This window comes from Ruegeria sp. AL2, assembly GCF_056540845.1.
The window spans coordinates 168,047-194,750 of record NZ_JBQFXM010000002.1 but is presented as its reverse complement, the minus strand read 5'-3'; the positions used below and the strand labels follow the sequence as shown (position 1 = coordinate 194,750).

The following is a 26,704-nucleotide window of genomic DNA, read 5'->3' as shown; positions in this document are numbered from 1 at the left end:
TCAACACACTGTCCAGTCCCTTTGACGTGATGGGATACATCAAAGAAGTTGATGCCAACTCCTGACTTGCCCCCGCTGGCAAACTTGCATAAGTACCACGCGATACACGCCACGCTGTACAGGACCACCATGGAAAACGTCGTTCTCATTATCCATCTTCTTCTGGCTCTGGGCCTGATCGCCGTTGTCCTGATGCAGCGGTCCGAAGGCGGTGGCCTGGGTATGGGTGGTGGCGGTGCCATGGCCGGTCGCGCAGCAGCGACGGCATTGGGCAAGCTGACGTGGATTCTGGCGGCCTGTTTCATCGTCACCTCGATCACGCTGACCATTCTTGCGGCTCAGAAATCTTCGGGCAGCTCGGTAATCGACCGTCTGGGCGTTCCGGCACCGGCTTCGACCGAGGAAAGCGCACCGGCGATTCCGTCGGTTGATGATCTTTTGCCGCCGGCACAGGACGACAACGCGCCTCTGATCCCGCAGGCGGATTGATCCACAAAACCTAGAAACATGAAAGAGGACTGCAACAGCATCTTGCGGTTCTCTTGCGCTTTTGGCGCGAATCCTTTATACGTGAAGTCCCGTGATGCAGCGGTTTTTCGGAACCGCCGGGCAGCTGATTTTGACGTCTCACGGGAGCAGCCGAAAAACTATGGCACGTTTTATTTTCATCACCGGTGGTGTGGTTTCGTCCTTGGGCAAAGGGCTGGCTTCGGCAGCTTTGGGCGCTTTGTTGCAGGCCCGCGGTTATTCGGTGCGTCTGCGCAAGCTGGACCCCTATCTGAACGTCGATCCCGGCACGATGTCGCCCTTTGAGCATGGCGAAGTGTTTGTCACCGATGATGGCGCCGAGACCGATCTGGACCTTGGCCATTACGAACGGTTCACCGGTGTCGCAGCGCGCAAGACCGACTCGGTCAGTTCCGGGCGGATTTATTCAAACGTGCTCGAGAAAGAACGCCGCGGCGATTACCTTGGCAAGACCATTCAGGTGATCCCGCACGTCACCAACGAGATCAAGGATTTCATCGCCATCGGCGAGGATGAGGTTGATTTCATGCTGTGTGAGATTGGCGGTACCGTGGGTGACATCGAAGGCCTGCCCTTCTTTGAAGCCATCCGACAGTTCAGTCAGGACAAACCGCGCGGCCAGTGTATCTTTATGCATCTGACGTTGCTGCCCTACATCAAAGCGTCGGGTGAGTTGAAAACCAAGCCTACCCAGCACTCGGTGAAAGAACTGCGCTCGATCGGTCTGGCCCCCGATATTCTGGTCTGCCGGTCCGAAGGGCCGATCCCGACCAAGGAACGGGAAAAGCTTGCCCTGTTCTGTAACGTGCGTCCGGACAGCGTGATCGCGGCGCAGGACCTGTCCACCATTTACGACGCGCCGCTGGCCTATCACCGCGAGGGGCTGGACCAGGCCGTTCTGGATGCCTTCCAGATCAGCCCCGCCCCCAAACCTGATCTGGCCAAATGGGAAGATGTCAGCGACCGCATCCACAACGCCGAAGGCGAAGTGAAAGTGGCCATTGTCGGCAAATACACGCAGCTTGAAGACGCCTATAAGTCGATTGCCGAGGCGCTGACCCATGGCGGTATGGCCAACCGTGTGAAGGTCAAGATCGAGTGGGTGGATGCCGAAGTTTTCGACACCGAAGACGCAGCTCCGTATCTGGAAGGCTTCCACGCCATCCTCGTCCCCGGTGGATTTGGCGAGCGTGGCACCGAAGGCAAGATCAAGGCGGCGCAATATGCGCGCGAGCACAAAGTCCCCTATCTGGGCATTTGTCTTGGCATGCAGATGGCGGTGATCGAGGCAGCGCGAAACGTTGCGGGTATTACCGAAGCCGGGTCCGAGGAATTCGACCATGAGGCCGGGAAGAAACGGTTTGAACCGGTGGTCTATCACCTCAAAGAGTGGGTACAGGGCAACCACAAGGTCGAGCGCAAGGTCGGCGACAACAAAGGCGGCACAATGCGCCTTGGGGCCTACAACGCAGTATTGGCGGACGGGTCCAAAGTCGCCGAGGTCTATGGCGGCACCCAGATCGAGGAACGGCACCGCCACCGCTATGAGGTGGACATCAAGTATCGCGACAAGCTTGAAAAAGCGGGCCTGAAGTTTTCGGGCATGTCGCCGGACGGTCGTCTGCCCGAAATCGTGGAATGGGCGGATCACCCGTGGTTCATTGGCGTTCAGTACCACCCGGAACTGAAGTCCAAGCCGTTTGACCCGCATCCGCTGTTTCGCGATTTTGTGCGGGCCGCGAAAGATACCTCACGCCTGGTCTGATCCCTGACTGTGTCGGACTGCCACCCCACGTTGTTTCGTGGGGATTGATCTCTTAACTGTGTGCAGAGGCAGGCTTTCTGCTTTTGCATTTCACGATTTCAGGAGATTTCCGATGAGCAACGCAACAACGATCAGCAACCTTCAGCAAGCGCTTCATATGGAGCTTACTGCCGCGCACCAATACCAGTTGCACGCGCACGTTTTGGACGACTGGGGCCTTGATATTCTGGCTGAGAAAATGCGGGGCGAGATGCAGGAAGAACTGGTGCATTCTGACGCCTTTATTGAACGTATCCTGTTTCTGGGTGGAACCCCCGAGCTTGCGTTTCAGAAAAGCCCTGCCGCAGCGGGTACACTGGAAGAAATGTTTGCCTCTGATCTCCAAGACGAGAGTGAGGCCGTTGTTTTTTACACCAATGCAGCGCAACAGGCGGCCGAAGTCGGTGATGTTGGTTCGCGTTCACTGTTCGAACGCATCCTGATGGAAGAAGAAGGTCACAAAGCCTGGCTGGAGACACAGCTGAGCCTGCTGCAACGTCTGGGCGAATCTGCGTTTAGCGCGAAATTCGTCTCTGGCGCCGCGGGCGAAGCCTGAGACCTTGGTTTCAAGCCGGTGGATGTCACAGGTACTTTGCGCAGCTGACGCAATCTGTGCCTGTGCCGTCACCTCAAAGTGACCTGTCTGGGTGCAAAAACTCTGGCCGGGTCATTTTCGCAGCGTTAGCTGTAGGATACGCGACAACAGGAGAGTTCCGATGACCAGCCAGTCCCAGAAAGCCGTGACCTTTACCAGCCTTCACAAGAAAGGCGATCCTGTCATTCTGTTCAATATCTGGGACGTTGGCAGCGCTGGCGCTGTTCGGGACGCTGGTGCCCAGGCCATCGCGACCGGCAGTGCCCCTGTTGCCATGGCGCAGGGCTATGGCGACGGGCAGAACATTCCACTTGAGGCCGCGTTGGACAATGCACGCCGCATCGTTGCAGCGGTTGACTTGCCCGTAACACTGGATTTCGAGGGCGCTTATGCCGAAGACCCGCAAGGGATCGCGCAAAACGTTCAGCGCGCGCTGGACTGCGGTGTTGTTGGTTTCAACTTTGAAGACCAGATCATAGGTGGAGACGGTCTCTTTGACATCGCCACTCAAGCCAAACGTGTTGAAGCGATGTGCGACGCCTGCGCGCGCGCAGGCATTCCCGCCTATGTCAATGCGCGCACAGATATCTTCCTGAAGGCAGCAGCGGACACCCATGACGACACGATGCTGAATGAGGCCATTGCCCGTGCCAATGCCTATGCTGATGCAGGTGCCAGCGGATTCTTTGCACCCGGGCTAAAGAACGAAGCCCTGATCGCCCGGCTTTGCGAATCCACGGCCTTACCGGTCAATATCATCGCCCTGCCCGGCACGCCGGATACGCCCACCCTGGCAAAACTGGGGGTTGCGCGGATCAGCTACGGTCCGGTTCCCTATCGCCAAATGCTGGCCTGGTTGCAAACCGCAGCCAAAGAGGCCCTGACCTGGTAATCACAGGTCTTTGTTTCCTCAGCACAAATTGCAACCCATGGATATTGGGCTATGATTGATTGTTGGCCGGTGTGTAACCGGTGCCGCGCCGCTCTGATTCAGCCTGGGACACACGCAATACCATAGAGCGACCAGCAATTCGTGCTTGGCCGATCACGACCTGTCGTCTAGGTGTTTGTTATGTTGAAAAGGTTCTTTAAGGCGCTCAGACCGCCTCATCATGAACAGTTGCCGGACCCGGATGCAGAACTTGCTCTGGGTGCTCTGATGGTGCGCGTCGCGCAGGCAGATCGCGATTACAAGCTGGAAGAGATCAGTCTGATCGACAAGATACTGGCCCGTCTGTACCAGCATAACGCGATTGAGGCAGCCAAGGTGCGTGCCACCTGTGAAAAACTCCATGCTGCGGCACCGGAAACTGATACGTTCGGCAAACTGATCCGGGAAACCACGGATCTGAAAGAGCGGCTGGCAGCCCTTGACGCGTTGTGGGAAATCGTTCTGGCTGATGGCAGTTCGGACGAGGGCGAGATAAAGATCGTCGAAGAAGCCCGCATTGCCATGGGCCTGAGCTACAATGACAGTCAGGCAGCGCGCGAGCGCGTCCAAAGCCGCTTGGATGTGAGTTAAGCGCCCGCTATATCTTACCCATGTTCAGTGACTTTCTTTCCAGGCTCACACAGCCCAAGCCCGACCCGCTTGTCGAAGATGATGCCCGCCTGGCCCTGACGGCCCTGCTGGTGCGTCTGGCACGATCTGACAACGATTATTCTGCCTCCGAAATGTCGCGCATCGACCGCATATCGGCAGAACGATACGGTTTGTCCCCATTCGAAAGCGCGGCTTTGCGCGCCCGTGCCGAAGATCTGGAGGCTGAAGCCCCCGACACGGTCCGTTTTACCCGCGCCATCAAGGAAGCAGTCGCTTATGAAAACCGGCTGGCGGTGGTTCAGGCGCTGTGGTCAGTGGCCCTGGCTGATGGCCACCGCACGGGTGAGGAGGACTCGCTGCTGCGTCTGGTTGTCAGCCTGCTGGGTGTCAGCGACGTGGATTCGGCTTTGGCCCGGCAAAAGGCCGCCAAATCTTGATAGCCATGCTTGGCATGTACGACATGCCCGAGGTTCAGGCCGCCAATGGTCGGTTCTGGGGGTTGATTCGCGCGAATCTGGGTTACGGGCCAGAACAGCTGACCCGAGACGCCGATGTTTGGCAGGTTTGGCTTGATCCCGATCTGGTGCTGGCACAGACCTGTGGAATGCCCTATCGCACACGCTTGCATGGTCGTGTTCAACTGGTGGGCACCCCGGATTACGGCCTGCCCGGTTGCCCTGCCGGGCATTATTGCTCGGTCTTTGTGGCGCGGCGCGACGACGACCGCACGCTGGCGGGAATGACTGACGGTATCTTCGCATATAACGAAGCATTGTCCCAATCCGGCTGGGCGGCACCCATCACGCATTTATCCCGGGAGAACCTGTATCCCGCGTCGTTGTTGGAGACAGGCGGTCACGCGCTGTCAGCGCAGGCGGTCTCGGAGGGGAAGGCAGATTTCGCGGCGCTGGATGCGTTGACCTGGATGATGTTGCAAGAACATACCGATCTGGGCGAAAGCCTGCGCGAACTGGCAAAAACCGCTTCTACACCGACCCTGCCCTATATTACCGGACCCGACCAAAACGCGGATCTGGTCGCAGACGCAGTTCGGGCAGCAATAGAAAACCTTGCCGAACACGACCGCAAAACGCTGCACATTCAGGGGCTGATCGACATCCCGGCGGAGGAGTACCTGTCCGTACCGACCCCGCCACCGCCATGCGCCCAGCGGATAATCTGATGGCCAAATTGTCGGGTGCATTTGGTCAATTTGACAGTTTCCGACCCTGAATTTGCGAATTGCGCATTGCATTGAGCAAATTTTTCGGCCCTAGTACCGCACCAACACCACAAACTACTGGACTGCCCGTGACAGAAACCGCTCCCGTCATCGAAATCAAAAACCTTCACAAAAGCTTCGGCAATCTGGAAGTGTTGAAGGGGGTGGACATCACAGCGCATGGCGGCGACGTGGTCTCGTTGATCGGGTCATCGGGGTCAGGAAAATCAACTTTGCTGCGCTGCTGCAATCTGTTGGAAGACAGCCAGCAGGGCGAAATCCTGTTCAAAGGCGAACCTGTCAAATGGTCGGGCGATAGCCATGGGCGCCGCCCCGCGGACCCCAAGCAGGTCCTGCGCATCCGCACCAACCTGTCGATGGTGTTTCAGCAGTTCAATCTGTGGGCGCATATGACCATCCTGCAAAATGTCATGGAAGCCCCCGTGACCGTTCTGGGCCGCGACAAGGCCGAAGTGGAAGACAGCGCGCGCAAATACCTTGAGAAAGTTGGCATTGGCGACAAATGCGACGCCTATCCGGCGCAATTGTCCGGCGGTCAGCAACAGCGCGCCGCTATCGCGCGGGGGCTGTGCATGGAACCACAGGCGCTGTTGTTCGACGAACCGACCTCGGCGCTGGATCCCGAACTGGAACAGGAAGTGATCAAGGTGATCAAGGATCTGGCAGCCGAAGGGCGCACCATGATCATCGTGACTCATGACATGAAAATGGCGGCAGATATCTCGAGCCACGTGGTATTTCTTCATCAGGGCCTGATCGAGGAAGAAGGTTTGCCCGAAGATATCTTTACGTCACCCGAATCCGAGCGGCTTCGGGGCTTTCTCTCCGCCACTCAGGCGGCTTAACTTCAAGAACAGAACCAAAACTGGGGAGTAACCAATGAAAAACCTGATTCTGTCCACTGCGGCCCTGGCGCTGACTGCTGGTATCGCCATGGCCGACACGATCCGCATGGGCACCGAGGGCGCCTACCCTCCGTACAACTTCATCAACGATGCAGGTGAAATCGACGGGTTCGAGCGTGAAGTCGGCGACGAGCTGTGCAAACGCGCCAACCTGGAGTGTGAATGGGTCAAGAACGACTGGGATTCGATCATTCCGAACCTGGTCTCGGGCAACTACGACACCATCATCGCCGGTATGTCGATCACAGCCGAACGTGATGAGGTCATCGACTTTACCCAAGACTATTACCCGCCGACCGCTTCGGCCTATGTTGCGACCTCTGACTCGGCAGACGTAACCGGCGGTGTCGTTGCGGCGCAAACCGCCACGATCCAGGCGGGCCACGTTGCCGAATCCGGCGCAACCCTGGTCGAATTCGCGACCCCGGAAGAAACCATCGCAGCCGTCCGTAACGGCGAAGCCGATGCCGTTCTGGCCGACCGCGACTATCTGGTGCCGCTGGTCGAGGAATCGGGCGGTGAACTGGTGTTTGTCGGCGATCCGGTTCCGCTGGGCGGTGGCGTTGGCATGGGCCTGCGTGAAAGCGACGGTGAACTGCGCGGCAAGTTCGACGAAGCCATCACTTCGATGAAAGCCGACGGTACGCTGAACGAGATGCTGATCAAGTGGTTCGGTGAAGGCACCGCCACATACGGTACTGACGGTTCGGTCGTCACCAACTAAGACCTGACCAATCCCGGTCCGGTGCCTCGGCACCGGGCCGATTCCGGCCTAGCCGGAACAGACGTTGGAAAGACGCCATATGTTCTCGTACTGCGCTGATCCTGACACGCTGGGCACGTTCCGCTGGTTTTCATGCTACCTGACCAATGGCGTACACTGGTCGTTCTACCTGTCTTTCATCAAGGTTTTGGCCCTGCTGGCTGTGACCGCGCCCGTCGCACTTGGCTTCGGGTTTGCGGGTGCCATGGCGGCGCGCTCGCATTTCCCCCCGCTCAGCTGGCTGGGCAAAGGGTATATCGCGATTGTGCGCGGCGTGCCCGACATTGCGTTTTTCCTGTTTTTCGTCATCGCACTGGATCAGGCGTTCGAATGGACGCGGCATAAGATATTGTGCCCGGACTGGACCGACCCAATCCGCCAGGGCAATGATTTCCTTGTTTGTCAGGCTGCCAAGCTGCCACTCGGGACCGCGCCTGAATGGATGCATGAAACCTATGGGTTTTTCCTGGCGGTCATCACGTTCTCTATCGTTTTTGGCGCCTTTGCGGCCAATGTCCTGTTCGGGGGGATGCGCGCCGTACCACATGCGCAGCTGGAAACGGCCGAAGCTTATGGTATGAACCGCCGCCAGACCTTCTGGCGCATCCTGGTGCCTCAGATGTGGGTCTACGCGCTGCCCGGCCTGTCCAATCTGTGGATGGTGCTGATCAAGGCGACGCCCCTGCTCTTCCTGCTGGGTGTTGAAGATATCGTGTATTGGGCGCGCGAACTGGGCGGCACCAAAACCTCGAAATTCACGCAATACCCGCATGGCGACTGGCGCATGTGGTATTTCCTGTTCCTGCTGATCTTCTACCTTGGCATGACCCGTTTCTCGGAACTTGGGTTGGAAAAACTGATGCGGCGATTGTCCCACGGACAGGCCACTTCGGGCGGAGAGCTTCTGCGCAAGGAGACCACGGCATGATGATCCGCGTTCAAGACCGCATCCGGGTGCCGCACGCGATTGCACAGCAATCTCATTCGCGCACGCAATCTCCTTTTCAGGGAGCCCGAGCATGAGCTGCATCCAGACCATTCAGGATTACGGCCTGCGTTCGCTTGGCATTGGGGAGCGCCTGCTGCCCAAGACCGATTTCACCCTGTGCGAACAGTTCACCCTGATCGGCTCGGGCATGATCTGGAACATCTATTTCGGCGTCATGGCGCTGACGACCGGGTTCTTTCTGGCCACTGCACTGGCCGTCGGCAAAGCCTCGACCAACAAATGGCTGCGCAAACCTGCCGAATGGTTCATCTTTCTGTTCCGGGGCTCGCCGCTCTTTATCCAGTTCTTCTTTGCCTATTTCTTCTTTCTGTCGCTGAAGAAAACCTATCCACTGTTTGACGCCTTCACCTCGGCTTGGCTCGGCGCACTGATCGTGCTGTTCCTGAACACCGCCGCTTATTCAGGTGAGATTTTTTATGGTGCTCTGCGCTCGATCCCCAAGGGAGATATCGAAGCGGCAGATGCCTATGGTATGTCCGGCTGGTCGCGGTTTCGGCGGATCGTCTGGCCAACCATGCTGCGGCTGGCCTGGCCTGCCTACACGAACGAAGCCATCTTTCTGTTCCACGCCACCACGCTGGTCTTCTTCTCGGCCTTTCCGGCCTGGCAGCAGCGCGGCGACGCGCTCTATTACGCCAGCTATTTCGCGGACAAGACGTTCAACCCGTTTATCCCCTATCCAATTCTGGCGTTCTATTTCATCTTGCTGACATTGGTGATTGTCGGGGGTTTTGGCCTCATCAACAAACGCCTGAACCGCCACCTGCCCACTGCGAAACGGGTGAAAATGCGGTTCAAACTGAACCTGGCGCGCTAAAGATCAGCGCGCCGGACTTTCCGGCGTTCGAGCCTACACTATGTTTGTAATGCGCTTGGCGGTGCGAACACGGACAGTCGATTTTGGGGGAATGGTACCGCCTCCCTGGCTTGAACAGGGGACCTCTGGATCCACAATCCAGCGCTCTAACCAACTGAGCTAAGGCGGCACTTCGTGAGGGGCGATGTACCGAACGCGCCGGGGGAATGCAAGAGGATTAAAGCCGAATTCTCCAGCTTTGTTCGACAAGATCGACCCCAAAGGAATGCACCGGTTTGCTGTCGATCAGTTCCCAGCCAAACGCCCTGTAAAGCACGCAGGCAGCCGTATGGCTTTCATGGGTCCACAGAACCATTTCCCGATATCCAGCCTCGCGTGCGAAGTCTGTACAGGTCTGTAACAGCCGTTTCCCCAACCCAAGTCCGCGCGCCTCGGGGACAAGCAGGAAGAGGCGCAGTTTGGCGGTCGTCTGGTCCACGCGCACGCAGAAGATGCTACCCAATCTTTGTCCAGCCCGTTCAGCAATCCAGCCTTTTTCAAAGGACGGGTCGTTGTCTGCAATGAACTCCTCAAGGATGCGCGCAACCAATGGGGCAAAGCTGTCATCAAATCCTTCGTCGCGCGCATAGAGCAACCCGTGCTGTTCAACCAGCCACGCGGCATCATCGGGGCGAAACGTTCTGAGAACCACTTTATCCATGTCTTATCTGACCGCAAAGGTGACTTGATTCTCAACCCCGTGCGCGTTAGCACGAACGCTCAGGCTCGGAGGCACAGATGGGCATCAATACCGAACGCGATATACAGGCCAACCTGCAAATCGGCCCGACCGATCAGGGGATGGTACGCTTGTTCATCGAAGCCGACGGCATCGAGATTCCGATGGATTTCGATCCCGAGGAAGCCGAAGAAATCGCAGACGAGATCCGCGCCGCGATACAGGCCGCCCTCGCCGTCAAAGGCTGAGCTTTTTACAAGCGCGGATCGCGCAGTGCATGCAGTCGGCGTGCTGCATCTGTTGCAAATTTCTGGATCATCTTTTTGCGCCGCGCTGGAGCAAGCTTGTCCTCGGGCGCCATGCGCACGATCTCGGCATCATAGGCATCAGCAATGATCAAGCCCGTTTCGTCAGGTAACAGATCGGTCGGAAACTCGGTATCCACGGCCCAGAAGAATCGGTCGCACCATTCCAGATAGCCCTGCCATTTGGCATCCGATTGATAATCGGCACGGCTGGATTTGCATTCGATCACCCAAATCTCACCTTTGGGACCCAGCCCCATCACATCGACACGCAGACCACGTGCCGGAACGAATTCTTCAACAGAAACAAAACCATGCGCGGCAAGGTGGCGTGCGACGCCACGCGCCAGTTTCTGTCCGGGCTGCAGATCTAAAGTCATGTCAGAAATGTGAACAATTAGGGAACAAAAGTAAAGTGCTGCGTCGCACTTGACATGATACCTTTGGGTGTCGCATTAATATGATACCAAATGGTATCTCTTCTGGGGTTGCTTATGGATAACCGAACTCAAAACGCTTTTCGTGCGCTGGCCGATCCCACACGTAGGGACATTGTGCAATTGCTCTCGTCTCAAGACATGACCATCGGGCAGTTGACAGACCGGTTCGACATGACCCGGGCCGCGGTCAAAAAACATCTGACCGTGCTATCCGACGGCGGCTTGATCACCGTTGAAACGCGCGGCCGCGAACGCATTAACCGTCTTGAACCACAGGGGATGGCCCCCGTTCTGGACTGGCTCAGATATTTTGACCAGTTCTGGGACGATCGCCTCAACTCTCTCAAGGAAGCTGTTGAAAGGAAATCGAAATGACCGATGCAGTTCTGAATAAATCGATCTTTCTGAGGGCCGAGCCGGAAACGGTTTGGGCTTATCTTACAGACCCGGATCGTCTGGCGGAATGGTTCCACAAACCTCAACATACTCTGTCTGCCGGTCAAAAGCTGGAGATGTTTGGCACAACAAGCGGCGACCTGTTGATCTGGGGTGAGGTTCGCGTTGCCAACCCTCCCAAATATCTGGAATACACGTTCACCGTAAAACCGATGGGCGACGCGGTGAGCGTAGTCAAGTGGACCCTGGAACCCGTCGCAGGCGGGACGCGCCTTGACCTGCGGCATGAAGGCCTGCCGCAGGGGGCCGATGCCTTTGGCCTGATCCTGGCGCTGGACAAGGGTTGGGACGAGCACTTTGGCAAGATGCGCACGGCATTGCACGAAACTGTTGATGCCTGACCCCTTGTGCGAACCCGTCATACGCCCTACTTAAGCGCGTGGCGGGTTCTGCCCTTCTTGTGAAAGGTAGCATTCTGGTGGCCTTAAGCAATTCCGAGGGGGCTGGCTCTGTTCAGGTCCTGGCCTGATTACCTGGCGCCCACCTGTATATACAGGTCCTCGGGAATCAAACCACACGGTTGTTTGGTGGTCCCGCCACATTTTCCACGGAAGTTCAGCGCCCTGCGCGGGCTTCCTGCTTTGCAACCGCCGGTTCAAAGCTGTGTACAACAGGTGTCCCCCGGCGCGGGCCTTGCGGCTTTTCTGCCATGCTCATGATCTTGTAGGCGAACTGGACACCGGCAAAGACAATGCCGTTCATGAACCAGATCATCACCAAAGCGATAAAGCCGATTTCCGAACTGGTTATCAGATGGCGGAGGTTTGCGACATTCAGCGCCAACAGAACGCCGACAAACACAGCCGAAATGACAAAGCCCCAGGCAACTTGCGCGATATAAAGGCGGATCAGTTTGGGCATGGCGAACCTCTTTGCGCTATGACATTCAAGTTAGCGCATATCTGGTTCTCGTAAAGGCGTCAGAATGCCTCGGGCTGTGCCTCGCGCGCCATGTGATCCAGCACAGCGTTGACGAATTTCGGCTCTTTGCCTTCCGGGAAAAACGCACGCGCCACATCGACGAATTCGGTGATGACAACCTTTGGCGGCGTGTCGCTTTGGGTCAGCTCGGCACCTGCGGCACGGAACACAGCACGAAGGGTCGGATCGATGCGCGCGATCGGCCATTTGGCCACCAACGCACGGTCAGTCATCTGGTCGATGGCCGCCTGATAGTTCACCGCATTGTCAACCAGGGACCTGAAAACCGAGATATCGCCGTCCAGCATCTCCTCGCCCTCATAGACGGCGCCAAACCGGTGATCCAGAAACTCGTTCACGACAGCTTCGGTCGTTTGCCCGGACTGTTCCATCTGGAACAGCGCCTGCACGGCATAAAGCCGGGCGGCGGATTTCATCAGGCGTTTCTGGTTGGCCGGTTTCGGCGCGTCTGTCTTGGTCATGCTGTCGAGGGTCCGTTGCTGTCGCCCGCCACAAGGATGGACTCGGACGGCGGCTTGAAACCAACGCCCTTTTTGGAAGAGCCCCACTTACGGCTGAGCGCGATCAGATGCAAGGCCGCAGCAGCAGCCCCGCCCCCTTTATTCATCTTTTTAGGGTTCGCGCGGACTTCGGCCTGCGCGTCGTTTTCCACAGTCAGAATGCCATTGCCGATGCACAGGCCCTGTAGGCCCATCAACTGGATGGCCCGGCTGGAGTCGTTGCAAACGGTTTCGTAATGCGTGGTCTCACCGCGAATGACGCAGCCCAGCGCGACATAGCCGTCAAAGTTGCATTGACGGTCGGCCATAGCGATGGCGGTTGGGATTTCCAGCGCGCCGGGTACCTCGACCACTTCGCAGGTGCCACCCGCGGCTTCGATTTCGGCCTTCGCGCCCGTGATCAGGTTATCGGCAATCGCACGATAAAACGGCGCCGCCACGATCAGCATCTTGACCGGCTTGTCAAATGTCGGTGTCGGCAGAACGCCATGTTCGTCTTGAGCAGCCATGATCAGTCTTCCTTCAGAATCGAACGGGTGCCGACGATGGACAGGCCAAACGCGTCAAGCCCCAGATAAACGGTTTGCGGCGAGTCGGTTAGCAGGACCAGTTCCTGAATTCCCATCTTGGACAGGATCTGCGCCCCCAGACCGGTTTGTTTGATGGTGCGCGGCCCCTCGTCACCCGTGGCGTATAGCGAGTTGCGCGGTTGACGGAACAGGCAGACCACGCCCCGTCCTTCTTCAGCAATCTTTTCCATGGCGCGCGGCAGTTCGCGCGAGGATTTCGGACCAAGACCCAGAATATCGGGGGCCTCGTGCAGAGCATGGGTGCGGGTCAACACCGGTTCGGGTGTGGTGATGTCGCCCTTGATCATGACCACATGTTCGATGCCATGGGTCTGATCGGTGAACAGCCGCATCTCCCACTCGCCGCCATATTCTGACGTCACCATCTGACGCGAGGTTTCAACCACCAGATTGTCGTTGCGCGACCGGTAGGCAATCAGGTCACTGATCGTGCCGATCTTCATGTTGTGCTCTTGCGCAAACTCAACCAGATCGGGCAGACGCGCCATGGTGCCGTCGGGTTTCATAATCTCGCAGATCACGCCCGAGGGGTTCAGACCGGCCAGACGCGAGATATCAACGGCGGCCTCGGTATGACCGGCACGCACCAGCACCCCGCCCCGCTTGGCGCGCAAGGGGAAGACGTGGCCGGGCGTTGCGATATGGGCCATCGTGTTCTGCTCGTTGATCGCAGTTGCCACGGTCAGCGCACGGTCGGCGGCAGAGATCCCGGTACTGACCCCTTCGCGCGCTTCGATGGACACGGTGAATGCGGTTTCGTGCCGGGACGAGTTGTTCACTGCCATCATCGGCAACCCAAGCGCTTCGACACGTTCCGCTGTCATCGGCAGACAGATAAGGCCACGGCCATGGGTGGCCATAAAGTTAATGGCCTCGGCATCGGCGAACTCGGCAGCAATCACCAGATCGCCCTCGTTTTCGCGATCCTCGTGGTCGACCAGAATATACATCCGGCCCGCACGCGCCTCTTCAATAATGTCTTCGATCGGGCTGATCGCGTCGCGCAGCCGGGCCTCGACCGGGCCGGGTGTCTCAAAGCTCATTGGGCAGCCTTTCGCATGGCATGTTTGAACGGCGGAATAGACCACTGAGGGCACAAAGACCAGTCCACAAACGGCGCAGGTCTGCTCCGACGCGACGTATCGTATCAGGACATCTCGGCCAGACGCGACACATAACGGGCCAGCGTATCGATCTCAAGATTGACCCGGTCACCGACCTGCACGTCACCCCAGGTGGTGACCTCTTTGGTGTGTGGGATGAAGTTGATGCCGAAATCGCAATCTGTCACGTCATTGACCGTCAGGGATGTGCCATTCAGTGCCACCGACCCTTTGGGCGCAATGAACCGTGCAAGATCCTTTGGTGCGCGCAGGGTGACGCGGGTGCTGTCGCCGTCTTCCTTGATCGCGATCACCTCGGCTACGCCATCCACATGGCCCGAGACGATATGACCGCCCAGTTCGTCACCAACCTTCAGGGCACGTTCCAGATTGACACGCTTGCCGACAGTCCATGTGTCGAGATTGGTTTTCGAGACGGTTTCCGCGCTGATCTGGACATCATACCAATCGTCGCCCAGCGCGATCACGGTCAGACACACACCGTCACTGGCAATCGAGGCCCCGATATCGATGCCCGCAGTGTCATAGGCGGTCTTGATCCGCGCGCGCAGGTCACCCTGCTGCTCCAGCTCGGCGACGGTGCCCATGTCGGTGACGATCCCTGTAAACATTCCGTTAACCCTCAGTTTCTAACCTGTGCCTGACTATCACCGTCGAGGTAAGGCCAACGGGCCGCGCGGGCAAGCCCTGCCTTGCCGTACACCGACCAAACGGGCATAGTTTTGGCAACAACAACAATACGAGCAGTTCGGATGCAGCACCCGCCTTTAAGGTCTCATGATCGGGTCTTCCTGTTCCTTCAGGGCCCGCACGGACCTTTTTTCCCGGCCTTGGGGCGTATGTTGCGCGCGACGGGGGCTCGGGTCTGGCGAGTTGGATTCAATGCAGGCGATCAGGCGTTCTGGTTTGACAAAGCAAGTTACATCCCGTTTCAGGACAAACCGGAAAACTGGCCCGCAACACTGTCCTCTTTAATCGCTGAAAAAGCTGTTACGGACATTGTACTATATGGCGACACCAGACCCATACATGCGCGTGCGGTCGAAATCGCACGGTCTTGCGGAGTTACCGTACATGTATTCGAGGAGGGGTATCTGCGCCCCTGGTGGGTGACCTATGAGCGGGACGGGTCAAATGGAAATTCCCGGCTGATGACGCTGGACGTTCAGCAGATGCGTCAGGCCATGGCCCTGTCCGACCGAAAGGCGCCGCCGCCCCCGTCGCATTGGGGAGACATGCGGCATCATATCTTCTATGGCGCCCTTTATCATTGGTTCGTGATGACTCTGAACAGCCGCTACCGAAACTTTCAACCGCACAGGGAATTACCTGTCTCGCAAGAATTCAGATTGTACCTCAAGCGCCTGTTCTTGATGCCTTTTCATCGTCTTCAGCGAAGTGTGGCGACGGCGCGGGTCAGATGGGGCGGATACCCCTACCACCTCGTTCTGTTGCAGCTTGGGCATGACAGCTCGGTGAAGGCTCATTCCAGCTTTTCGGGCATGTGTGAATTTCTTGAGCTGGCAATCGAAGGATTTGCGCAAGGCGCGCCGACCCATCACAGGCTGGTGGTAAAGGAACACCCCCTGGAAAACCATCGCGAACCGTTGCGACGCCGGGCTCGCGAGATTGCCAGAAAACACGGCATCGACGACCGGGTTCATTATGTGCCGGGCGGCAAGCTGGCCAGATTGCTGGATGAGGCGAATTCGGCCGTCACCGTGAATTCCACCGCCGGACAGCAGGTCCTGTGGCGGGGCATTCCATTGCGCATTTTCGGGCGTTCGGTTTATGACAAACCCGATTTCGTCTCGCAGCAGCCGATCGCGGCGTTTTTTGCCGATCCTTGCCGCCCCGATTCCGAAGCCTATCGCTGTTATCGGCAATTTCTTCTGGAAACCAGTCAGGTACCCGGCGGGTTCTATTCAAGACGAGGGCGCCGTCAGCTGCTGCGCCGCGCCGTGGATATGCTTTTGGACACCAACGATCCCTACCAATCGGTTCTGAATACGAACGAGGCGCGAACGACACAGTTGAAAGTCGTCGAATGAAACGGGTGGTGTGTGACTGGAAGTTAAGCAACTTACCAGCTAATCTGCACGCAACTACAAAAGACTGAGGATATCGGGCGGTGAAAGTCTCTCCTAGGCGATGGATTCGGGGCGTGTCCTTTGTGGCTGCAATTGGCCTGCTGGCCGCGTGCCAGCTGCCAAAATCCGGACCGAACAAATCCGAAATTCTGGCCGGTTCAGTTCAAAAAGGGGGCAACGCATTTGTCGTTGAAGTTGATGACAACGTCACACGCGCGACATCCGCTATTCCTCAGTATGGTTTTTCTTCCTCCTTTAGCAGTGCCCAGACATTGACCGCGGATACCGTCCGCCCTGGCGACGTGCTGGGGCTGACCATCTGGGAAAACGTCGACGATGGCCTTCTGTCCGGCGAAACCGGTCTTGCAACCGCGTTGAATGAGGTTCAGGTCGACAGCGATGGATTTATCTTTGTTCCCTATGCAGGCCGGATTCGGGCTGCGGGAAACACGCCGGAACAGCTGCGCGTTCTGATCACAGACAAGCTTCAGGAGCAAACGCCGGACCCGCAGGTCGAAGTGCGGCGCGTCGCTGGTGACGGGTCCACCGTCTCGCTGACGGGCACGGTTGCCGCGCCGGGCATTTATCCGATTGAACGGCCAACCCGGTCGCTGCTTGGTATGTTGTCCCAGGCAGGCGGAGTCTCGGTCGCGTCTGACATCGCGCTGGTGACCCTGATCCGGGGCGATCAGAAGGGTACCGTCTGGTACGAGGACCTGTTTCGCAACCCCAAGCTGGACGTCGCCCTGCGCGGTGGCGACCGCATTCTGGTGGAAGAGGACAGCAGATCGTATATCGCCCTTGGCGCAACCGGGGGCCAGTCGCGCGTGGCATTTGAAAGCCAGGACCTGTCGGCACTGGAAGCCTTGGCACAGGTCGGTGGTCTGCTGACGCTGTCCTCAGATCCAACGGGTATCTTTATCCTGCGCAAGGAACGTCAGGAAGTCGCCCGCAGTATCACCGGACGCGCCGACCTCAAAGGGGATCAGCGCATGATCTACCTGCTGAACCTGACAGCCCCCAACGGCCTGTTCATTGCACGCGATTTCGTGATCCGGGACGATGATACGATCTACGTGACCGAAGCGCCCTATGCACAATGGAGCAAATCGATCTCACTTATCGCAGGCGGTCTGACACCCGTTGCAAACGTTGCCACCCTAACCGGCAATTGATGCATGAGGCCCGATCCCGACACGTCAGCCGGGAGCGGGCAAAATCGGCTGTTCGTCTATAACGGCGGCTTTCTGACCCAGAAACGTCTGAGACGAATCCTGTCGCTTTCGGGTTACGACATTCGTCTGGGATATCCCAAAGACGGCGATTGCGTAGGCGTCTGGGGTAACAGCCCGACAGCACATCGCGGCCTTAAGATCGCCGAAAAACACGCTGCCCCGGTTCTGCGGGTCGAGGACGCCTTTCTCAGATCTCTGCACCCGGGCCGGAATGGCGAGCCCCCTTTGGGGCTGTTACTGGATCGTTCCGGCCTGCATTTCGATGCCGCCACGCCGTCTGAGCTTGAAACAGTGCTGGCCACGCACCCCCTGGATGACACGGCCCTGCTGAACCGTGCCCGCGCCGCGATCACGCGGATCAGGGAGCTTAACCTCAGCAAGTACTCCGCCTTCGATCTCGATCTTGACCCACCCGATCCGGGTTATGTTCTGGTGATTGATCAGACGGCCGGCGATGCGTCGGTAACAGCAAGCAGAGCGGACCGCGCCCGGTTTCTTGAAATGCTTGTCTTGGCGCAGGAGGAAAACCCCGGCGCGCGTATCCTGATCAAGACGCATCCTGAAACACTGGCTGGTCACCGTCAGGGGCATTTTACCAATCAGGACCTGTCAGACCGGATATCGCAGTTCAGCGACCCGATCAGCCCATGGCCGTTGCTTGAAGGGGCTGTCGCAGTCTACACCGTGTCCTCGCAACTGGGGTTTGAGGCAATTCTGGCTGGCCACAAACCGCGTGTTTTCGGCCAACCTTTCTATGCAGGATGGGGCCTGACGCAGGATGACCGCCCCGTTCCGCGTCGTCAGCGCAGCCTGACACGGGCACAATTGTTCGCGGCCGCCATGCTGCTTTACCCGACTTGGTACGATCCCTATCGCGATCAGCTGTGCGAGCTGGAAACGGTGCTGGACACGTTAGAGGCACAGACCCGCGTTTGGCGACAGGACAAGAACGGCTGGACGGCATCCGGGATGCGCTTGTGGAAACGCAGGCATCTGCAACAGTTCTTCGGACAACATGGAAAGCTGCGCTTTACGGCATCTCAACCCGGCACACCGGACCACCCCCACATGGTCTGGGCCAGCCAGGCAAGAAACACCGAAGGGGCGGTTCGGGTCGAAGACGGGTTCTTGCGTTCACGCGGACTTGGGGCGGCACTGGTCCCGCCACTGTCGCTGGTGACGGACGAATTCGGTATCTATTACGACCCGACAAAACCCAGCCAGTTGGAAGAGTTGATCACTTTGCGTGAAACGTTGAGGCCGGATCAGGACCTGCGCGCAGAGCGTCTTATCGAGAACCTCTTGGCCGCAGGCTTGAGCAAATACAATACCGGCAATCCCGCCAGCCCCCTGCCCGAAGGCCATCGTATTCTTGTGCCCGGACAGGTCGAGGACGATGCCTCAATCCTGTTGGGTACCAGCGCGGTTCGCAACAATCTGGACCTGCTGAAAGCTGCGCGCGACGCCAATCCCGACGCGATCCTGATTTACAAACCCCACCCCGATGTCGAAGCGGGTTTGCGCGAAGGCAGGATCGATGCCGAGGCAATTGCCGACATCGTTGCAACCCAAACAGACCCCGCATCATTGTTGCTGCACGTGCAGGAAGTATGGACCATGACGTCGCTTCTGGGGTTCGAAGCTTTGCTGCGCGGCGTGAAGGTTACAACTCTGGGCGCGCCTTTTTATGCGGGTTGGGGGCTGACCACGGATCTGGGGGCTGTTCCTGCCCGGCGTGGTGCGCGACCGACGTTGATGGGCCTCGTCCATGCCACCCTTATTGATTATCCTCGCTATTTCGACCCGGTCACGGGGCAACCCTGCCCCGTCGAGGTTGCCGTTGAACGTCTGGCGCAGGGCACTTGTGCCCCGACCGGTCCCTTCAATCGTGTTCTGTCAAAACTTCAGGGCGTGTTTGCGACACATGCGCACTTGTGGCGCTAAACCTAGTCAGACGCCCTGCGCCAACGGTGCAGGATATCCCCACCCACCCTATTGGTTTCCATCAGCTCGAATCTTGGCGCCGCGTCCAGCGTCGTTAACCCCAATGTTCCAACTGCCGCCAGCCCCTCGGCTCCGATGGTCAATCCGGCAGTAAATCCGACCAGTTCATCCACCAGATCCTCGGCCAGCAGTGACGCCGCCAGCGCCGCCCCCCCTTCGCAGAAGACGCTGGTCAGACCGGCTTGCCCCAATTGATGGAGCAGATCGACCGCGTCAATCTGATGATCTTTCAACGCGCAGGGGATCAGCCTTGCGCCCAGTCCTTCCCAGGCTTTCGCGCGCTCGGCGTCCGGGTGATGCGCATGGCAGAGCCAGACAGGTGTCTTTGATGCCGTGCGGGCCAAATGTCCCATCAGGGATATGTCCATATGGCGCGAAACGACAACGCGCACCGGTTGATGTTCAACGCCAAGATCCCGAACCGTCAGTGACGGATCGTCGGCCCGCGCGGTACCCGCTCCGACCATCACCGCATCGTGACGCGCACGCATGGCATGGACGACACGACGCGCCTGTGGCCCGGTGATCCATTGGCTGTGTCCGGTCGAGGTTGCGATCCGCCCATCAAAACTGCTGGCTAGCTTGAGGGTCACGAAAGGTCGGCCTTGTTCCGTCTTCAGGAAGAAGCCTTCCAGATCACGTTCCGCCTGCTCTGCGAGGACACCGGTTACGACCTTAATTCCGGCCTCGCGCAACTTGGCAAAGCCCTGCCCTGCGACGCGCGGATCACTGTCTTCCACGGCGGCCACGACACGGGCGACACTCGCAGCAATCAAAGCCTCGGCACAGGGGGGTGTCTTGCCGTGATGGGCGCAGGGTTCCAAAGTTACATAGGCGGTCGCACCGTGCGCGGCCTGCCCGGCTTGCGCCAAAGCCTCGGTCTCGGCATGGGGGCGACCGCCAGGCTGGGTCCAACCGCGCCCGACAATCCGGCCTTTGCGCACGATAACACAACCCACTGCAGGGTTTGGCCAGCACATCCCCTGACCGCGCCGCCCCAGTGACAGGGCCAGCGCCATGAATCGCTTATCTGTTTCGCTCACTCGTCCGTCGGTGGCTGCGGCGGGCGCAGTTCGTGGACAAACTCCTCAAAATCATCGGCCGCCTGGAAATTCTTGTACACACTCGCAAAGCGAACATAAGCGACGGTATCGATCCGCGCCAGAGCTTCCATGACGATCTCGCCGATCTTGTGGGACGGGATATCCGTATCGCCCATGCTTTCCAGCCGACGTACGATACCCGATATCATCTGATCGATCCGTTCAGGATCAACTGGCCGTTTCTGCATCGAGATACGGATCGAACGTTCCAGTTTGTCGCGGTCGAAGTCCTCGCGCTTCCCATTGGTCTTTATGACAACCAAATCACGCAGTTGCACACGTTCATAGGTCGTGAACCGCCCGCCACAGGCCGGGCAGAACCGGCGTCGGCGGATTGCCACGTGATCCTCTGCCGGACGTGAATCTTTTACCTGAGTATCGATATTTCCGCAAAACGGGCAGCGCATCCGCCGTCTCCTCGTCCCTTGTTCCGCCTCTTTTTGTAAGCGCTGCGACTTACTTATCCACAACTATAGGGCAGCAACTAGGATTTGGGTAGTCGGAAATTTCAACCGCTAGATAAAGGGTCAGGCCAGGTGCGCTGCAATCCGTCTCTGGTGTGGTGCCGTGCGGTGTTCAAACAGATATATCCCCTGCCATGTTCCAAGGCATGGGCGACCCTGCACCACAGGTATCGACAAGGATACAGGCAACAGCGCAGCCTTTATATGCGCGGGCATGTCATCGGGGCCTTCATAAGTATGCCTTAGATACGACATTGACGGGTGATTGGATGGCGGCACCAGCCTTTCGAAGAACGCCCGAAGGTCGGTTTGAACTTCGGGATCCGCGTTTTCCTGAATAAGCAACGAACAGGAGGTGTGGCGAACGAAAAGCGTCAGTAAGCCATCCGTCGCCACCTGCCCCAGCCAATGCCTCAACTCGGCCGTGAACTCGTAAAGACCTGAACCTTGGGTCTGAATTACAAATTCAGTCTGCATTCACGGTGTCTCGCCGTTTTGTCAGTCGTTAAAGAACGGTCGATAGTTACACCTGGCATTCGCGCCTTGTACAGATATGCTGTACCCCGGCTGAAAACCAACCGAAACAAAGCTGCTTGGCTGCGCACCGACATTCTGTGGCGGCTTGATCGAAAACTGAACCGCTGTTTTACGCCCTGTGGTGACGCTTGGCCCATACCCGCGCAACACGTAGATCGGATCGCGCCAGCCCGCGCCCAAAGTACGCCGTGCATAATCCGCTGCCGCGCACCAGTATCCTTCGGTACGCTGGTCGCCGCGCGGAATAACCTCGAAGTCAGTAGCGTTTATCGGCTCGGTCCGGTACCCGTGCGGCGCTGCGTCAGCAGCCATGGGAATGCTGAACGCCAGGGCGGCAATCGCGGCAAATGTCCGTGTATGTTTCATTGTCATTACTTCCCTGATTGTGTGTGTCAAAAAGGTTAGGCCATTAGCTTCGTCGGCACAGGGTCGCTCACGTTCTGTTTAATCTGTCTCGTGCGATACGTGAACCGGCGTGAGCCATCCCTGATACCTGATCAACATTCCCAGTCCCGGCGCGTCCGCAGACACATCAAACCGAAAGCGCCCCGCTTTGTCCCGCCATTCGCGCGTTCTTGATCGCGGCAAGGTAAAAGCTGGCATCGGAATACCAAACACGGTCAGGCGGAGGATTTTGATGTGCATTCCGTTTTCCCGCCAAATGGGCTTTAACCAGATTGAAATCGAGCCGAAAGATTCCCGAACACATTCTCTTTTCGTATCATATTTCAGAGTTGATCGGGTTTTGTGGCCCGCGAAATTCCGGTCCCATGACCAGATTTCGCCATTTGTATCAATGTGCAGGGAGACAGGGACGTCTTTGCCGCTTTGCGGAAACCCTGCCAGACGTGTTACAAGGGCAACCCATATCCCTTTGCCACGTTCGATATCGCAGCGTCCCGCAAAGCAGCCCTCGCTCATGTGCAGAATTCGAACCGCCTTTGGCAACCTTTCGGTCGATCCTATCGCCTTAAGAAAGGGATCGCCCATCGCTAGTACCCGTTTTCGGCAAAACGAGCGCTGATATCGGGACCGGGAACCAGACATGTCTCGGAACGCCCGAAGAACGCGTATCTGTTTCGTGCGATCAAGCGATAGGCCGGATCCTTGATAAGCCGAGGCAGAAACCGGCATATTGATAACAGCGACCACGGAGCGCGCAACTGTCGCATCGCCTCAGAAAACGCATCCAGGTGCTGAAAAACAGCGCCATCCACAACGACCAGATTTGTTTGAAAATCCTGTGTGGGAAGGCCGAGATCACGATATAGCTTTTGCCCAAGCGGGGACTGCGCCGTTGCAAATTGGAAAACATGGCGCCGGTCACGTTTCAGCATAAACTGGAAAAATCCCGAACACAGCACGCATTCGCCGTCAAACACAATCAGGTTTTGGTCATAAACCCCTGTATTCTCGAAAACATCTTGCAAGGTTTTTCACCGGTATTTTTGACTTAAAGCCAGCCTGACAAAACCACCTGAGCGAAGCAATGCGACATGTACGAAAGGTATGGGGGCGTGCCGGGGAGCCTTGACCAGAGGCTGGTGATTTCCCCGAGGCTCTGACCTCATCCCCATAAAGGTCTGGACCCGGCAACATTGCTGAATTGGTTCGTTGCACATGGCGACGCTTGTCCATACTGGTCAATAAATTTCGAGAATTTGCCGCCGATGGCTTGTTTCTGTGTGAAATCGACTTGTCAGCACCTCGATCATGAAAGAGAATTCTTTAATAGTCTGCTTATGTATTTGAAAATTTGAGGTACTGTTTCGCGATGGATGTCGATATCGGCCGACTTCATCTGTTTGTTCAGGCACTGGACCGCTATTCCGGAAATGGCGATATGTCCTGTAATGTCCTGAAGATGGCAGGGCTGCGCCCTCAGGATATCGCGCCGCCGGTCTCAACCTACAGCGTACAAAGCGAGGCTTTGTTTATCCGTTATGCATGTGACGCCACCCACGACGTCACGTTTGCGGCTCGCACGGGTCTTGAGGTTACGTCAGCCTCGACCGTGACCGCCTATATCAGCAAGTATTCCCGCGATCTGAAACAGGTGATGGAGAACCTCTCGCGCTTTCACGGCATCATCGACCCTGCCATCGCGCTTAACCTGCGCGTCGCGGGTAACTTTGCGACCTTGGAAGCCGAGTGGAAAGACCCCGGATTTGCGCGGTATCATAGACGCACCGAATTCCTGATATTTGCGACCCTGGCCAGAATGCGGAACCTGACGCAAGTCAATCTCTATCCGATAGAAATTCGGTTTCAGCACAGGGTCGGCGACCACGCCCGAAGATTTGAGAAGCTTGCCGGTTTTCCCGTGACCTTTGGGGCTGAGAACCTCGAGATTATCCTGCCACTTTCCGCGCTGGACCTGCCTGTGCCGACATATGACCCCCAACTCAGAGAGCACTTGCTGGGATATGCAGATCGCCTGCTTTCTGAGAGAGGCGCCCCCAAACATCTGACCCGCTCCAAGGTCGAAGGGCTGGTTACCCGTTCCCTGCCCGGCGCAATCCCGCAGGCCGAAAGCGTCGCGGCTGATCTGGGGATGAGCCTTAGAACCTTCAGCAGGCGCCTCAGGGATGAAGGCACCAGCTATCGCGATGTTGTCGACGAACTGCGGTGCGACCTGGCGCAGACCTTTATCAAGAATGAAATGCCCTTGTCCGAAATCGCCTATTCGCTGGGCTATGCGGATCAGGCCGCATTTTCGACCGCTTTCAAACGTTGGACAGGCCAGCCGCCCAGCGCGTTCAAGACACGATTGGCACACCCGATACGGACGTGAGACCGGGGGTCATCAGCTTGAAAAACCTCGCCCCGGCCCGTCCCATGAGTGGACAGAACGGATATAGAAGGACAGGAGGTCCGGGCCTTGTGCGTTCCCGCCAATGTGATGGGAGAACAGGCCATCGTGAAGAGCGCCTTGATTGAAAAAAGGCGCCTCGGGTGAGGCGCCTTGGAAATTATTGATCCAGGAAGGACCGAAGCTTTCGGGATCGGCTGGGATGCTTCAGCTTCCGCAGCGCCTTCGCTTCGATCTGGCGAATACGTTCGCGGGTCACGCTGAACTGCTGACCCACCTCTTCAAGCGTGTGGTCGGTGTTCATACCGATGCCGAAACGCATCCGCAGCACACGTTCTTCGCGCGGGGTGAGCGATGCCAAAACCCGTGTGGTGGTTTCCTTGAGGTTTTCCTGAATGGCGCTGTCCAGAGGAAGCACGGCATTCTTGTCCTCGATGAAATCACCCAGCTGGCTGTCTTCTTCGTCACCAATCGGCGTTTCCAGCGAAATCGGCTCTTTGGCGATTTTCATCACCTTGCGAACCTTCTCAAGCGGCATTTGCAGCTTTTCGGCCAGTTCCTCGGGTGTCGGTTCGCGGCCGATCTCGTGCAGCATCTGGCGGCCGGTCCGGACCAGCTTGTTGATCGTTTCGATCATGTGAACCGGAATGCGGATCGTGCGCGCCTGATCCGCGATTGAACGCGTGATCGCCTGACGAATCCACCACGTTGCATAGGTCGAGAACTTATAGCCGCGGCGGTATTCGAACTTGTCTACCGCCTTCATCAGGCCGATATTACCTTCCTGAATAAGATCAAGGAATTGCAGGCCGCGGTTCGTGTACTTCTTGGCGATCGAGATCACCAGACGCAGGTTGGCTTCGACCATTTCCTTCTTGGCCTGCCGCGCCTCTTTTTCGCCCTTCTGGACCTGCTGAACGATGCGGCGGAATTCGCTGATGTCCAGACCCACATACTGGCCGACCTGAGCCATGTCGTTGCGCAGCTCTTCGACCTTCGCGGTCGAGCGTTCGATGAACATCTGCCAACCCCGACCCGGCTTTTCCGCCATCTCGGCCAGCCAGTTCGGGTCAAGTTCGCGGCCGCGGTATTCGTCGATGAACTCGCGACGGTTGATCCGCGCCTGATCGGCCAGCTTCACCATCGAGCTGTCCAGCGCCATAACGCGACGGTTGATACCGTAAAGCTGATCGATCAAAGCTTCGATCCGGTTGTTGTGCAGGTGAAGACCATTCACCAGTTGCACAATCTCGGCCCGCAACTTCTGATAAGTCGCTTCGTCCTCTTCGCTGAACGTGCCATCCTCGTTCAGGGTGGCCGAAATACGGCTGTCCTGCATTTCAGACAGCATCGCGAAATCGGTAGAGATCCGTTCCAGAGTGGTCAGAACCTGATCCTTCAATGCCGCTTCCATCGCGGCCAGCGACATATTGACCTGATCGTCTTCGTCATCATCGTCGTCGCTGGTGATCGGGTTGCCATCCGCATCCAGTTCCGGCCCGGCCTCTCTTGCAGGTTTTGCAGCCTGCACGGCAGACGCATCAACGACTGGCGCATCGCCGTCTTCGTCCAGCTGGTTGCCGAACGTGGTTTCCAGATCGATGACATCACGCAGCAGAATGTCTTCGGACAACAATTCATCGTGCCAGATGGTGATCGCCTGGAAGGTCAACGGGCTTTCGCACAGGCCTGCGATCATGGTGTTGCGCCCTGCTTCAATCCGCTTGGCGATGGCAATCTCGCCCTCACGGCTGAGCAGTTCAACCGAACCCATCTCGCGCAGATACATGCGAACAGGGTCGTCGGTGCGGTCCAGCTTTTCGGTAGCGGCCCCTGCCAACGCAACCTCGCGGTTGCTTTCGGTGGTTGTCAGATCGGTCGAGCCTTTGTTCTCTTCCTCTTCGGCCTCTTCATCTTCGATGATGTTGATGCCCATCTCGGACAGCATCGACATAACGTCTTCGATCTGTTCCGAGCTGACCTGATCAGGCGGCAAAACCTGATTGAGCTGATCGTAGGTGATGTAACCTTTCTCGCGGGCCTCGGCGATCATCTTCTTGACGTTGGCCTGGCTCATGTCCAGCGAGATTTCCTGTTCCTGCTCGTCGGATTTGCTATCTTCGGTCGTATCTTTGGCGGCCATTCAATGCTCCTGCAGGGATGGGTGATTCGTTTGA

The 26,704-nt window shown here is 57.6% G+C and carries 32 protein-coding genes and 1 tRNA gene; 18 read left to right on the top strand and 15 right to left on the bottom strand.

The annotated features are described in order from the left end of the window. Positions 1-129: 129 nt before the first annotated feature. From secG to ACR0ID_RS04805, 11 genes are all read left to right on the top strand, one after another. Positions 130-489 (top strand): preprotein translocase subunit SecG, encoded by a 360-nt coding sequence (gene secG / locus ACR0ID_RS04855; RefSeq protein ID WP_480476944.1) that lies wholly within the window; start codon positions 130-132, stop codon positions 487-489. Positions 490-649: 160 nt separating this feature from the next. After that, positions 650-2,293 (top strand): CTP synthase, encoded by a 1,644-nt coding sequence (locus ACR0ID_RS04850; protein WP_480604127.1) that lies wholly within the window; start codon positions 650-652, stop codon positions 2,291-2,293. Between the two features lie 112 nt (positions 2,294-2,405). Further along, positions 2,406-2,888, top strand: coding sequence for a bacterioferritin (locus ACR0ID_RS04845; RefSeq protein WP_480554650.1), 483 nt, complete (start codon positions 2,406-2,408; stop codon positions 2,886-2,888). Positions 2,889-3,048: 160 nt separating this feature from the next. Further along, positions 3,049-3,819 carry an isocitrate lyase/PEP mutase family protein gene (locus ACR0ID_RS04840; RefSeq protein ID WP_480604125.1) on the top strand — a complete coding sequence of 257 codons (771 nt, stop codon included), beginning with the start codon at positions 3,049-3,051 and terminating at the stop codon, positions 3,817-3,819. Positions 3,820-3,999: 180 nt separating this feature from the next. After that, positions 4,000-4,449: a tellurite resistance TerB family protein gene (locus ACR0ID_RS04835; RefSeq protein ID WP_209504295.1), complete on the top strand. Its 450-nt coding sequence runs from the start codon at positions 4,000-4,002 to the stop codon at positions 4,447-4,449. A gap of 20 nt (positions 4,450-4,469) precedes the next feature. Continuing rightward, positions 4,470-4,907 carry a tellurite resistance TerB family protein gene (locus ACR0ID_RS04830; protein ID WP_480476448.1) on the top strand — a complete coding sequence of 146 codons (438 nt, stop codon included), beginning with the start codon at positions 4,470-4,472 and terminating at the stop codon, positions 4,905-4,907. Next, positions 4,904-5,653: a phosphate/phosphite/phosphonate ABC transporter substrate-binding protein gene (locus tag ACR0ID_RS04825; protein WP_480604123.1), complete on the top strand. Its 750-nt coding sequence runs from the start codon at positions 4,904-4,906 to the stop codon at positions 5,651-5,653. Before ACR0ID_RS04830 ends, ACR0ID_RS04825 begins: the two co-directional genes overlap by 4 nt. Before the next feature lie 128 nt (positions 5,654-5,781). Continuing rightward, complete coding sequence (locus ACR0ID_RS04820) at positions 5,782-6,558, top strand: ABC transporter ATP-binding protein (RefSeq protein ID WP_209504298.1); 777 nt, start codon at positions 5,782-5,784, stop codon at positions 6,556-6,558. A 34-nt stretch (positions 6,559-6,592) separates the two neighbouring features. Continuing rightward, positions 6,593-7,342 (top strand): transporter substrate-binding domain-containing protein, encoded by a 750-nt coding sequence (locus ACR0ID_RS04815; protein ID WP_480476444.1) that lies wholly within the window; start codon positions 6,593-6,595, stop codon positions 7,340-7,342. Between the two features lie 79 nt (positions 7,343-7,421). Next, positions 7,422-8,309, top strand: coding sequence for an ABC transporter permease (locus ACR0ID_RS04810; RefSeq protein ID WP_480517728.1), 888 nt, complete (start codon positions 7,422-7,424; stop codon positions 8,307-8,309). 91 nt (positions 8,310-8,400) lie between these two features. Further along, positions 8,401-9,207: an ABC transporter permease gene (locus ACR0ID_RS04805; RefSeq protein WP_480554643.1), complete on the top strand. Its 807-nt coding sequence runs from the start codon at positions 8,401-8,403 to the stop codon at positions 9,205-9,207. A gap of 92 nt (positions 9,208-9,299) precedes the next feature. On the opposite strand, the gene ACR0ID_RS04800 is transcribed toward ACR0ID_RS04805, so the two are convergent. Then, positions 9,300-9,376: transfer RNA gene (locus tag ACR0ID_RS04800), tRNA-His, on the bottom strand. 48 nt (positions 9,377-9,424) lie between these two features. Beyond that, the gene (locus ACR0ID_RS04795) at positions 9,425-9,907 is read right to left on the bottom strand and encodes a GNAT family N-acetyltransferase (RefSeq protein ID WP_480604121.1); all 483 of its coding nucleotides are present in this window, start codon (positions 9,905-9,907) and stop codon (positions 9,425-9,427) included. A 77-nt stretch (positions 9,908-9,984) separates the two neighbouring features. On the opposite strand from ACR0ID_RS04795, the gene ACR0ID_RS04790 reads away from it, so the two are divergent. Next, positions 9,985-10,173: a DUF6324 family protein gene (locus tag ACR0ID_RS04790; RefSeq protein WP_117869403.1), complete on the top strand. Its 189-nt coding sequence runs from the start codon at positions 9,985-9,987 to the stop codon at positions 10,171-10,173. Positions 10,174-10,178: 5 nt separating this feature from the next. On the opposite strand, the gene ACR0ID_RS04785 is transcribed toward ACR0ID_RS04790, so the two are convergent. Next, the gene (locus tag ACR0ID_RS04785; protein WP_480493473.1) at positions 10,179-10,610 is read right to left on the bottom strand and encodes an MmcB family DNA repair protein; all 432 of its coding nucleotides are present in this window, start codon (positions 10,608-10,610) and stop codon (positions 10,179-10,181) included. A gap of 114 nt (positions 10,611-10,724) precedes the next feature. On the opposite strand from ACR0ID_RS04785, the gene ACR0ID_RS04780 reads away from it, so the two are divergent. Beyond that, complete coding sequence (locus ACR0ID_RS04780; protein WP_480476940.1) at positions 10,725-11,045, top strand: ArsR/SmtB family transcription factor; 321 nt, start codon at positions 10,725-10,727, stop codon at positions 11,043-11,045. Continuing rightward, the gene (locus tag ACR0ID_RS04775; protein WP_480604119.1) at positions 11,042-11,467 is read left to right on the top strand and encodes an SRPBCC family protein; all 426 of its coding nucleotides are present in this window, start codon (positions 11,042-11,044) and stop codon (positions 11,465-11,467) included. Before ACR0ID_RS04780 ends, ACR0ID_RS04775 begins: the two co-directional genes overlap by 4 nt. 214 nt (positions 11,468-11,681) lie before the next feature. Here ACR0ID_RS04775 and ACR0ID_RS04770 read toward each other — a convergent pair whose 3' ends face one another. From ACR0ID_RS04770 to ACR0ID_RS04750, 5 genes are all read right to left on the bottom strand, one after another. Beyond that, positions 11,682-11,987: a hypothetical protein gene (locus ACR0ID_RS04770; RefSeq protein ID WP_480604117.1), complete on the bottom strand. Its 306-nt coding sequence runs from the start codon at positions 11,985-11,987 to the stop codon at positions 11,682-11,684. Between the two features lie 59 nt (positions 11,988-12,046). Then, positions 12,047-12,529, bottom strand: coding sequence for a transcription antitermination factor NusB (nusB, locus tag ACR0ID_RS04765; protein WP_209504306.1), 483 nt, complete (start codon positions 12,527-12,529; stop codon positions 12,047-12,049). Beyond that, entirely contained in the window at positions 12,526-13,077 is a 552-nt protein-coding gene (locus ACR0ID_RS04760; RefSeq protein WP_480604115.1) for a 6,7-dimethyl-8-ribityllumazine synthase, read from the bottom strand. The genes nusB and ACR0ID_RS04760 overlap by 4 nt, the downstream gene beginning before the upstream one ends. Before the next feature lie 2 nt (positions 13,078-13,079). Next, the gene (gene ribB / locus ACR0ID_RS04755) at positions 13,080-14,201 is read right to left on the bottom strand and encodes a 3,4-dihydroxy-2-butanone-4-phosphate synthase (RefSeq protein ID WP_209504308.1); all 1,122 of its coding nucleotides are present in this window, start codon (positions 14,199-14,201) and stop codon (positions 13,080-13,082) included. Between the two features lie 104 nt (positions 14,202-14,305). Then, positions 14,306-14,893, bottom strand: a complete 588-nt coding sequence (locus tag ACR0ID_RS04750; RefSeq protein WP_480476428.1) for a riboflavin synthase — start codon at positions 14,891-14,893, stop codon at positions 14,306-14,308. A 141-nt stretch (positions 14,894-15,034) separates the two neighbouring features. On the opposite strand from ACR0ID_RS04750, the gene ACR0ID_RS04745 reads away from it, so the two are divergent. From ACR0ID_RS04745 to ACR0ID_RS04735, 3 genes are all read left to right on the top strand, one after another. After that, positions 15,035-16,333, top strand: a complete 1,299-nt coding sequence (locus tag ACR0ID_RS04745) for a capsule biosynthesis protein (protein ID WP_480516553.1) — start codon at positions 15,035-15,037, stop codon at positions 16,331-16,333. 80 nt (positions 16,334-16,413) lie between these two features. Continuing rightward, complete coding sequence (locus ACR0ID_RS04740) at positions 16,414-17,547, top strand: polysaccharide biosynthesis/export family protein (protein WP_480604113.1); 1,134 nt, start codon at positions 16,414-16,416, stop codon at positions 17,545-17,547. A gap of 3 nt (positions 17,548-17,550) precedes the next feature. Next, the gene (locus tag ACR0ID_RS04735) at positions 17,551-19,551 is read left to right on the top strand and encodes a capsular polysaccharide biosynthesis protein (RefSeq protein WP_480476422.1); all 2,001 of its coding nucleotides are present in this window, start codon (positions 17,551-17,553) and stop codon (positions 19,549-19,551) included. Positions 19,552-19,553: 2 nt separating this feature from the next. Here ACR0ID_RS04735 and ribD read toward each other — a convergent pair whose 3' ends face one another. The 6 genes from ribD to ACR0ID_RS04705 all read right to left on the bottom strand — a co-directional run bounded on the left by ribD (position 19,554) and on the right by ACR0ID_RS04705 (position 23,145). Continuing rightward, positions 19,554-20,654, bottom strand: coding sequence for a bifunctional diaminohydroxyphosphoribosylaminopyrimidine deaminase/5-amino-6-(5-phosphoribosylamino)uracil reductase RibD (gene ribD / locus ACR0ID_RS04730; RefSeq protein ID WP_480604110.1), 1,101 nt, complete (start codon positions 20,652-20,654; stop codon positions 19,554-19,556). Continuing rightward, positions 20,651-21,121, bottom strand: coding sequence for a transcriptional regulator NrdR (nrdR, locus tag ACR0ID_RS04725; RefSeq protein WP_267367325.1), 471 nt, complete (start codon positions 21,119-21,121; stop codon positions 20,651-20,653). The genes ribD and nrdR overlap by 4 nt, the downstream gene beginning before the upstream one ends. A 120-nt stretch (positions 21,122-21,241) precedes the next feature. Further along, entirely contained in the window at positions 21,242-21,655 is a 414-nt protein-coding gene (locus tag ACR0ID_RS04720; RefSeq protein ID WP_480604108.1) for a secondary thiamine-phosphate synthase enzyme YjbQ, read from the bottom strand. Between the two features lie 21 nt (positions 21,656-21,676). Beyond that, positions 21,677-22,081, bottom strand: a complete 405-nt coding sequence (locus tag ACR0ID_RS04715; protein ID WP_480493482.1) for a hypothetical protein — start codon at positions 22,079-22,081, stop codon at positions 21,677-21,679. Positions 22,082-22,159: 78 nt separating this feature from the next. Further along, a complete protein-coding gene (locus tag ACR0ID_RS04710) occupies positions 22,160-22,705 on the bottom strand; it encodes a DUF4166 domain-containing protein (RefSeq protein WP_480604106.1) in 546 nt (181 codons plus the stop codon). A 2-nt stretch (positions 22,706-22,707) separates the two neighbouring features. Continuing rightward, positions 22,708-23,145, bottom strand: coding sequence for a thiol-disulfide oxidoreductase DCC family protein (locus tag ACR0ID_RS04705; RefSeq protein WP_480604104.1), 438 nt, complete (start codon positions 23,143-23,145; stop codon positions 22,708-22,710). Between the two features lie 344 nt (positions 23,146-23,489). On the opposite strand from ACR0ID_RS04705, the gene ACR0ID_RS04700 reads away from it, so the two are divergent. Continuing rightward, entirely contained in the window at positions 23,490-24,509 is a 1,020-nt protein-coding gene (locus tag ACR0ID_RS04700) for a helix-turn-helix domain-containing protein (RefSeq protein ID WP_480516538.1), read from the top strand. A gap of 178 nt (positions 24,510-24,687) precedes the next feature. On the opposite strand, the gene rpoD is transcribed toward ACR0ID_RS04700, so the two are convergent. Then, positions 24,688-26,670 carry an RNA polymerase sigma factor RpoD gene (gene rpoD, locus ACR0ID_RS04695; protein WP_480476408.1) on the bottom strand — a complete coding sequence of 661 codons (1,983 nt, stop codon included), beginning with the start codon at positions 26,668-26,670 and terminating at the stop codon, positions 24,688-24,690. Positions 26,671-26,704: the final 34 nt, after the last annotated feature.

What these genes read in the sequence shown, in the direction of transcription:
- secG (WP_480476944.1), top strand. Translation starts at nt 130, where the DNA reads ATGGAAAACGTCGTTCTCATTATCCATCTTCTTCTGGCTCTGGGCCTG.
- ACR0ID_RS04850 (WP_480604127.1), top strand. Translation starts at nt 650, where the DNA reads ATGGCACGTTTTATTTTCATCACCGGTGGTGTGGTTTCGTCCTTGGGC.
- ACR0ID_RS04845 (WP_480554650.1), top strand. Translation starts at nt 2,406, where the DNA reads ATGAGCAACGCAACAACGATCAGCAACCTTCAGCAAGCGCTTCATATG.
- ACR0ID_RS04840 (WP_480604125.1), top strand. Translation starts at nt 3,049, where the DNA reads ATGACCAGCCAGTCCCAGAAAGCCGTGACCTTTACCAGCCTTCACAAG.
- ACR0ID_RS04835 (WP_209504295.1), top strand. Translation starts at nt 4,000, where the DNA reads ATGTTGAAAAGGTTCTTTAAGGCGCTCAGACCGCCTCATCATGAACAG.
- ACR0ID_RS04830 (WP_480476448.1), top strand. Translation starts at nt 4,470, where the DNA reads ATGTTCAGTGACTTTCTTTCCAGGCTCACACAGCCCAAGCCCGACCCG.
- ACR0ID_RS04815 (WP_480476444.1), top strand. Translation starts at nt 6,593, where the DNA reads ATGAAAAACCTGATTCTGTCCACTGCGGCCCTGGCGCTGACTGCTGGT.
- ACR0ID_RS04810 (WP_480517728.1), top strand. Translation starts at nt 7,422, where the DNA reads ATGTTCTCGTACTGCGCTGATCCTGACACGCTGGGCACGTTCCGCTGG.
- ACR0ID_RS04805 (WP_480554643.1), top strand. Translation starts at nt 8,401, where the DNA reads ATGAGCTGCATCCAGACCATTCAGGATTACGGCCTGCGTTCGCTTGGC.
- ACR0ID_RS04795 (WP_480604121.1), bottom strand. Translation starts at nt 9,907, where the DNA reads ATGGATAAAGTGGTTCTCAGAACGTTTCGCCCCGATGATGCCGCGTGG.
- ACR0ID_RS04790 (WP_117869403.1), top strand. Translation starts at nt 9,985, where the DNA reads ATGGGCATCAATACCGAACGCGATATACAGGCCAACCTGCAAATCGGC.
- ACR0ID_RS04785 (WP_480493473.1), bottom strand. Translation starts at nt 10,610, where the DNA reads ATGACTTTAGATCTGCAGCCCGGACAGAAACTGGCGCGTGGCGTCGCA.
- ACR0ID_RS04780 (WP_480476940.1), top strand. Translation starts at nt 10,725, where the DNA reads ATGGATAACCGAACTCAAAACGCTTTTCGTGCGCTGGCCGATCCCACA.
- ACR0ID_RS04775 (WP_480604119.1), top strand. Translation starts at nt 11,042, where the DNA reads ATGACCGATGCAGTTCTGAATAAATCGATCTTTCTGAGGGCCGAGCCG.
- ACR0ID_RS04770 (WP_480604117.1), bottom strand. Translation starts at nt 11,987, where the DNA reads ATGCCCAAACTGATCCGCCTTTATATCGCGCAAGTTGCCTGGGGCTTT.
- nusB (WP_209504306.1), bottom strand. Translation starts at nt 12,529, where the DNA reads ATGACCAAGACAGACGCGCCGAAACCGGCCAACCAGAAACGCCTGATG.
- ACR0ID_RS04760 (WP_480604115.1), bottom strand. Translation starts at nt 13,077, where the DNA reads ATGGCTGCTCAAGACGAACATGGCGTTCTGCCGACACCGACATTTGAC.
- ribB (WP_209504308.1), bottom strand. Translation starts at nt 14,201, where the DNA reads ATGAGCTTTGAGACACCCGGCCCGGTCGAGGCCCGGCTGCGCGACGCG.
- ACR0ID_RS04750 (WP_480476428.1), bottom strand. Translation starts at nt 14,893, where the DNA reads ATGTTTACAGGGATCGTCACCGACATGGGCACCGTCGCCGAGCTGGAG.
- ACR0ID_RS04745 (WP_480516553.1), top strand. Translation starts at nt 15,035, where the DNA reads ATGCAGCACCCGCCTTTAAGGTCTCATGATCGGGTCTTCCTGTTCCTT.
- ACR0ID_RS04735 (WP_480476422.1), top strand. Translation starts at nt 17,551, where the DNA reads ATGAGGCCCGATCCCGACACGTCAGCCGGGAGCGGGCAAAATCGGCTG.
- nrdR (WP_267367325.1), bottom strand. Translation starts at nt 21,121, where the DNA reads ATGCGCTGCCCGTTTTGCGGAAATATCGATACTCAGGTAAAAGATTCA.
- ACR0ID_RS04720 (WP_480604108.1), bottom strand. Translation starts at nt 21,655, where the DNA reads ATGCAGACTGAATTTGTAATTCAGACCCAAGGTTCAGGTCTTTACGAG.
- ACR0ID_RS04715 (WP_480493482.1), bottom strand. Translation starts at nt 22,081, where the DNA reads ATGAAACATACACGGACATTTGCCGCGATTGCCGCCCTGGCGTTCAGC.
- ACR0ID_RS04710 (WP_480604106.1), bottom strand. Translation starts at nt 22,705, where the DNA reads ATGGGCGATCCCTTTCTTAAGGCGATAGGATCGACCGAAAGGTTGCCA.
- ACR0ID_RS04700 (WP_480516538.1), top strand. Translation starts at nt 23,490, where the DNA reads ATGGATGTCGATATCGGCCGACTTCATCTGTTTGTTCAGGCACTGGAC.
- rpoD (WP_480476408.1), bottom strand. Translation starts at nt 26,670, where the DNA reads ATGGCCGCCAAAGATACGACCGAAGATAGCAAATCCGACGAGCAGGAA.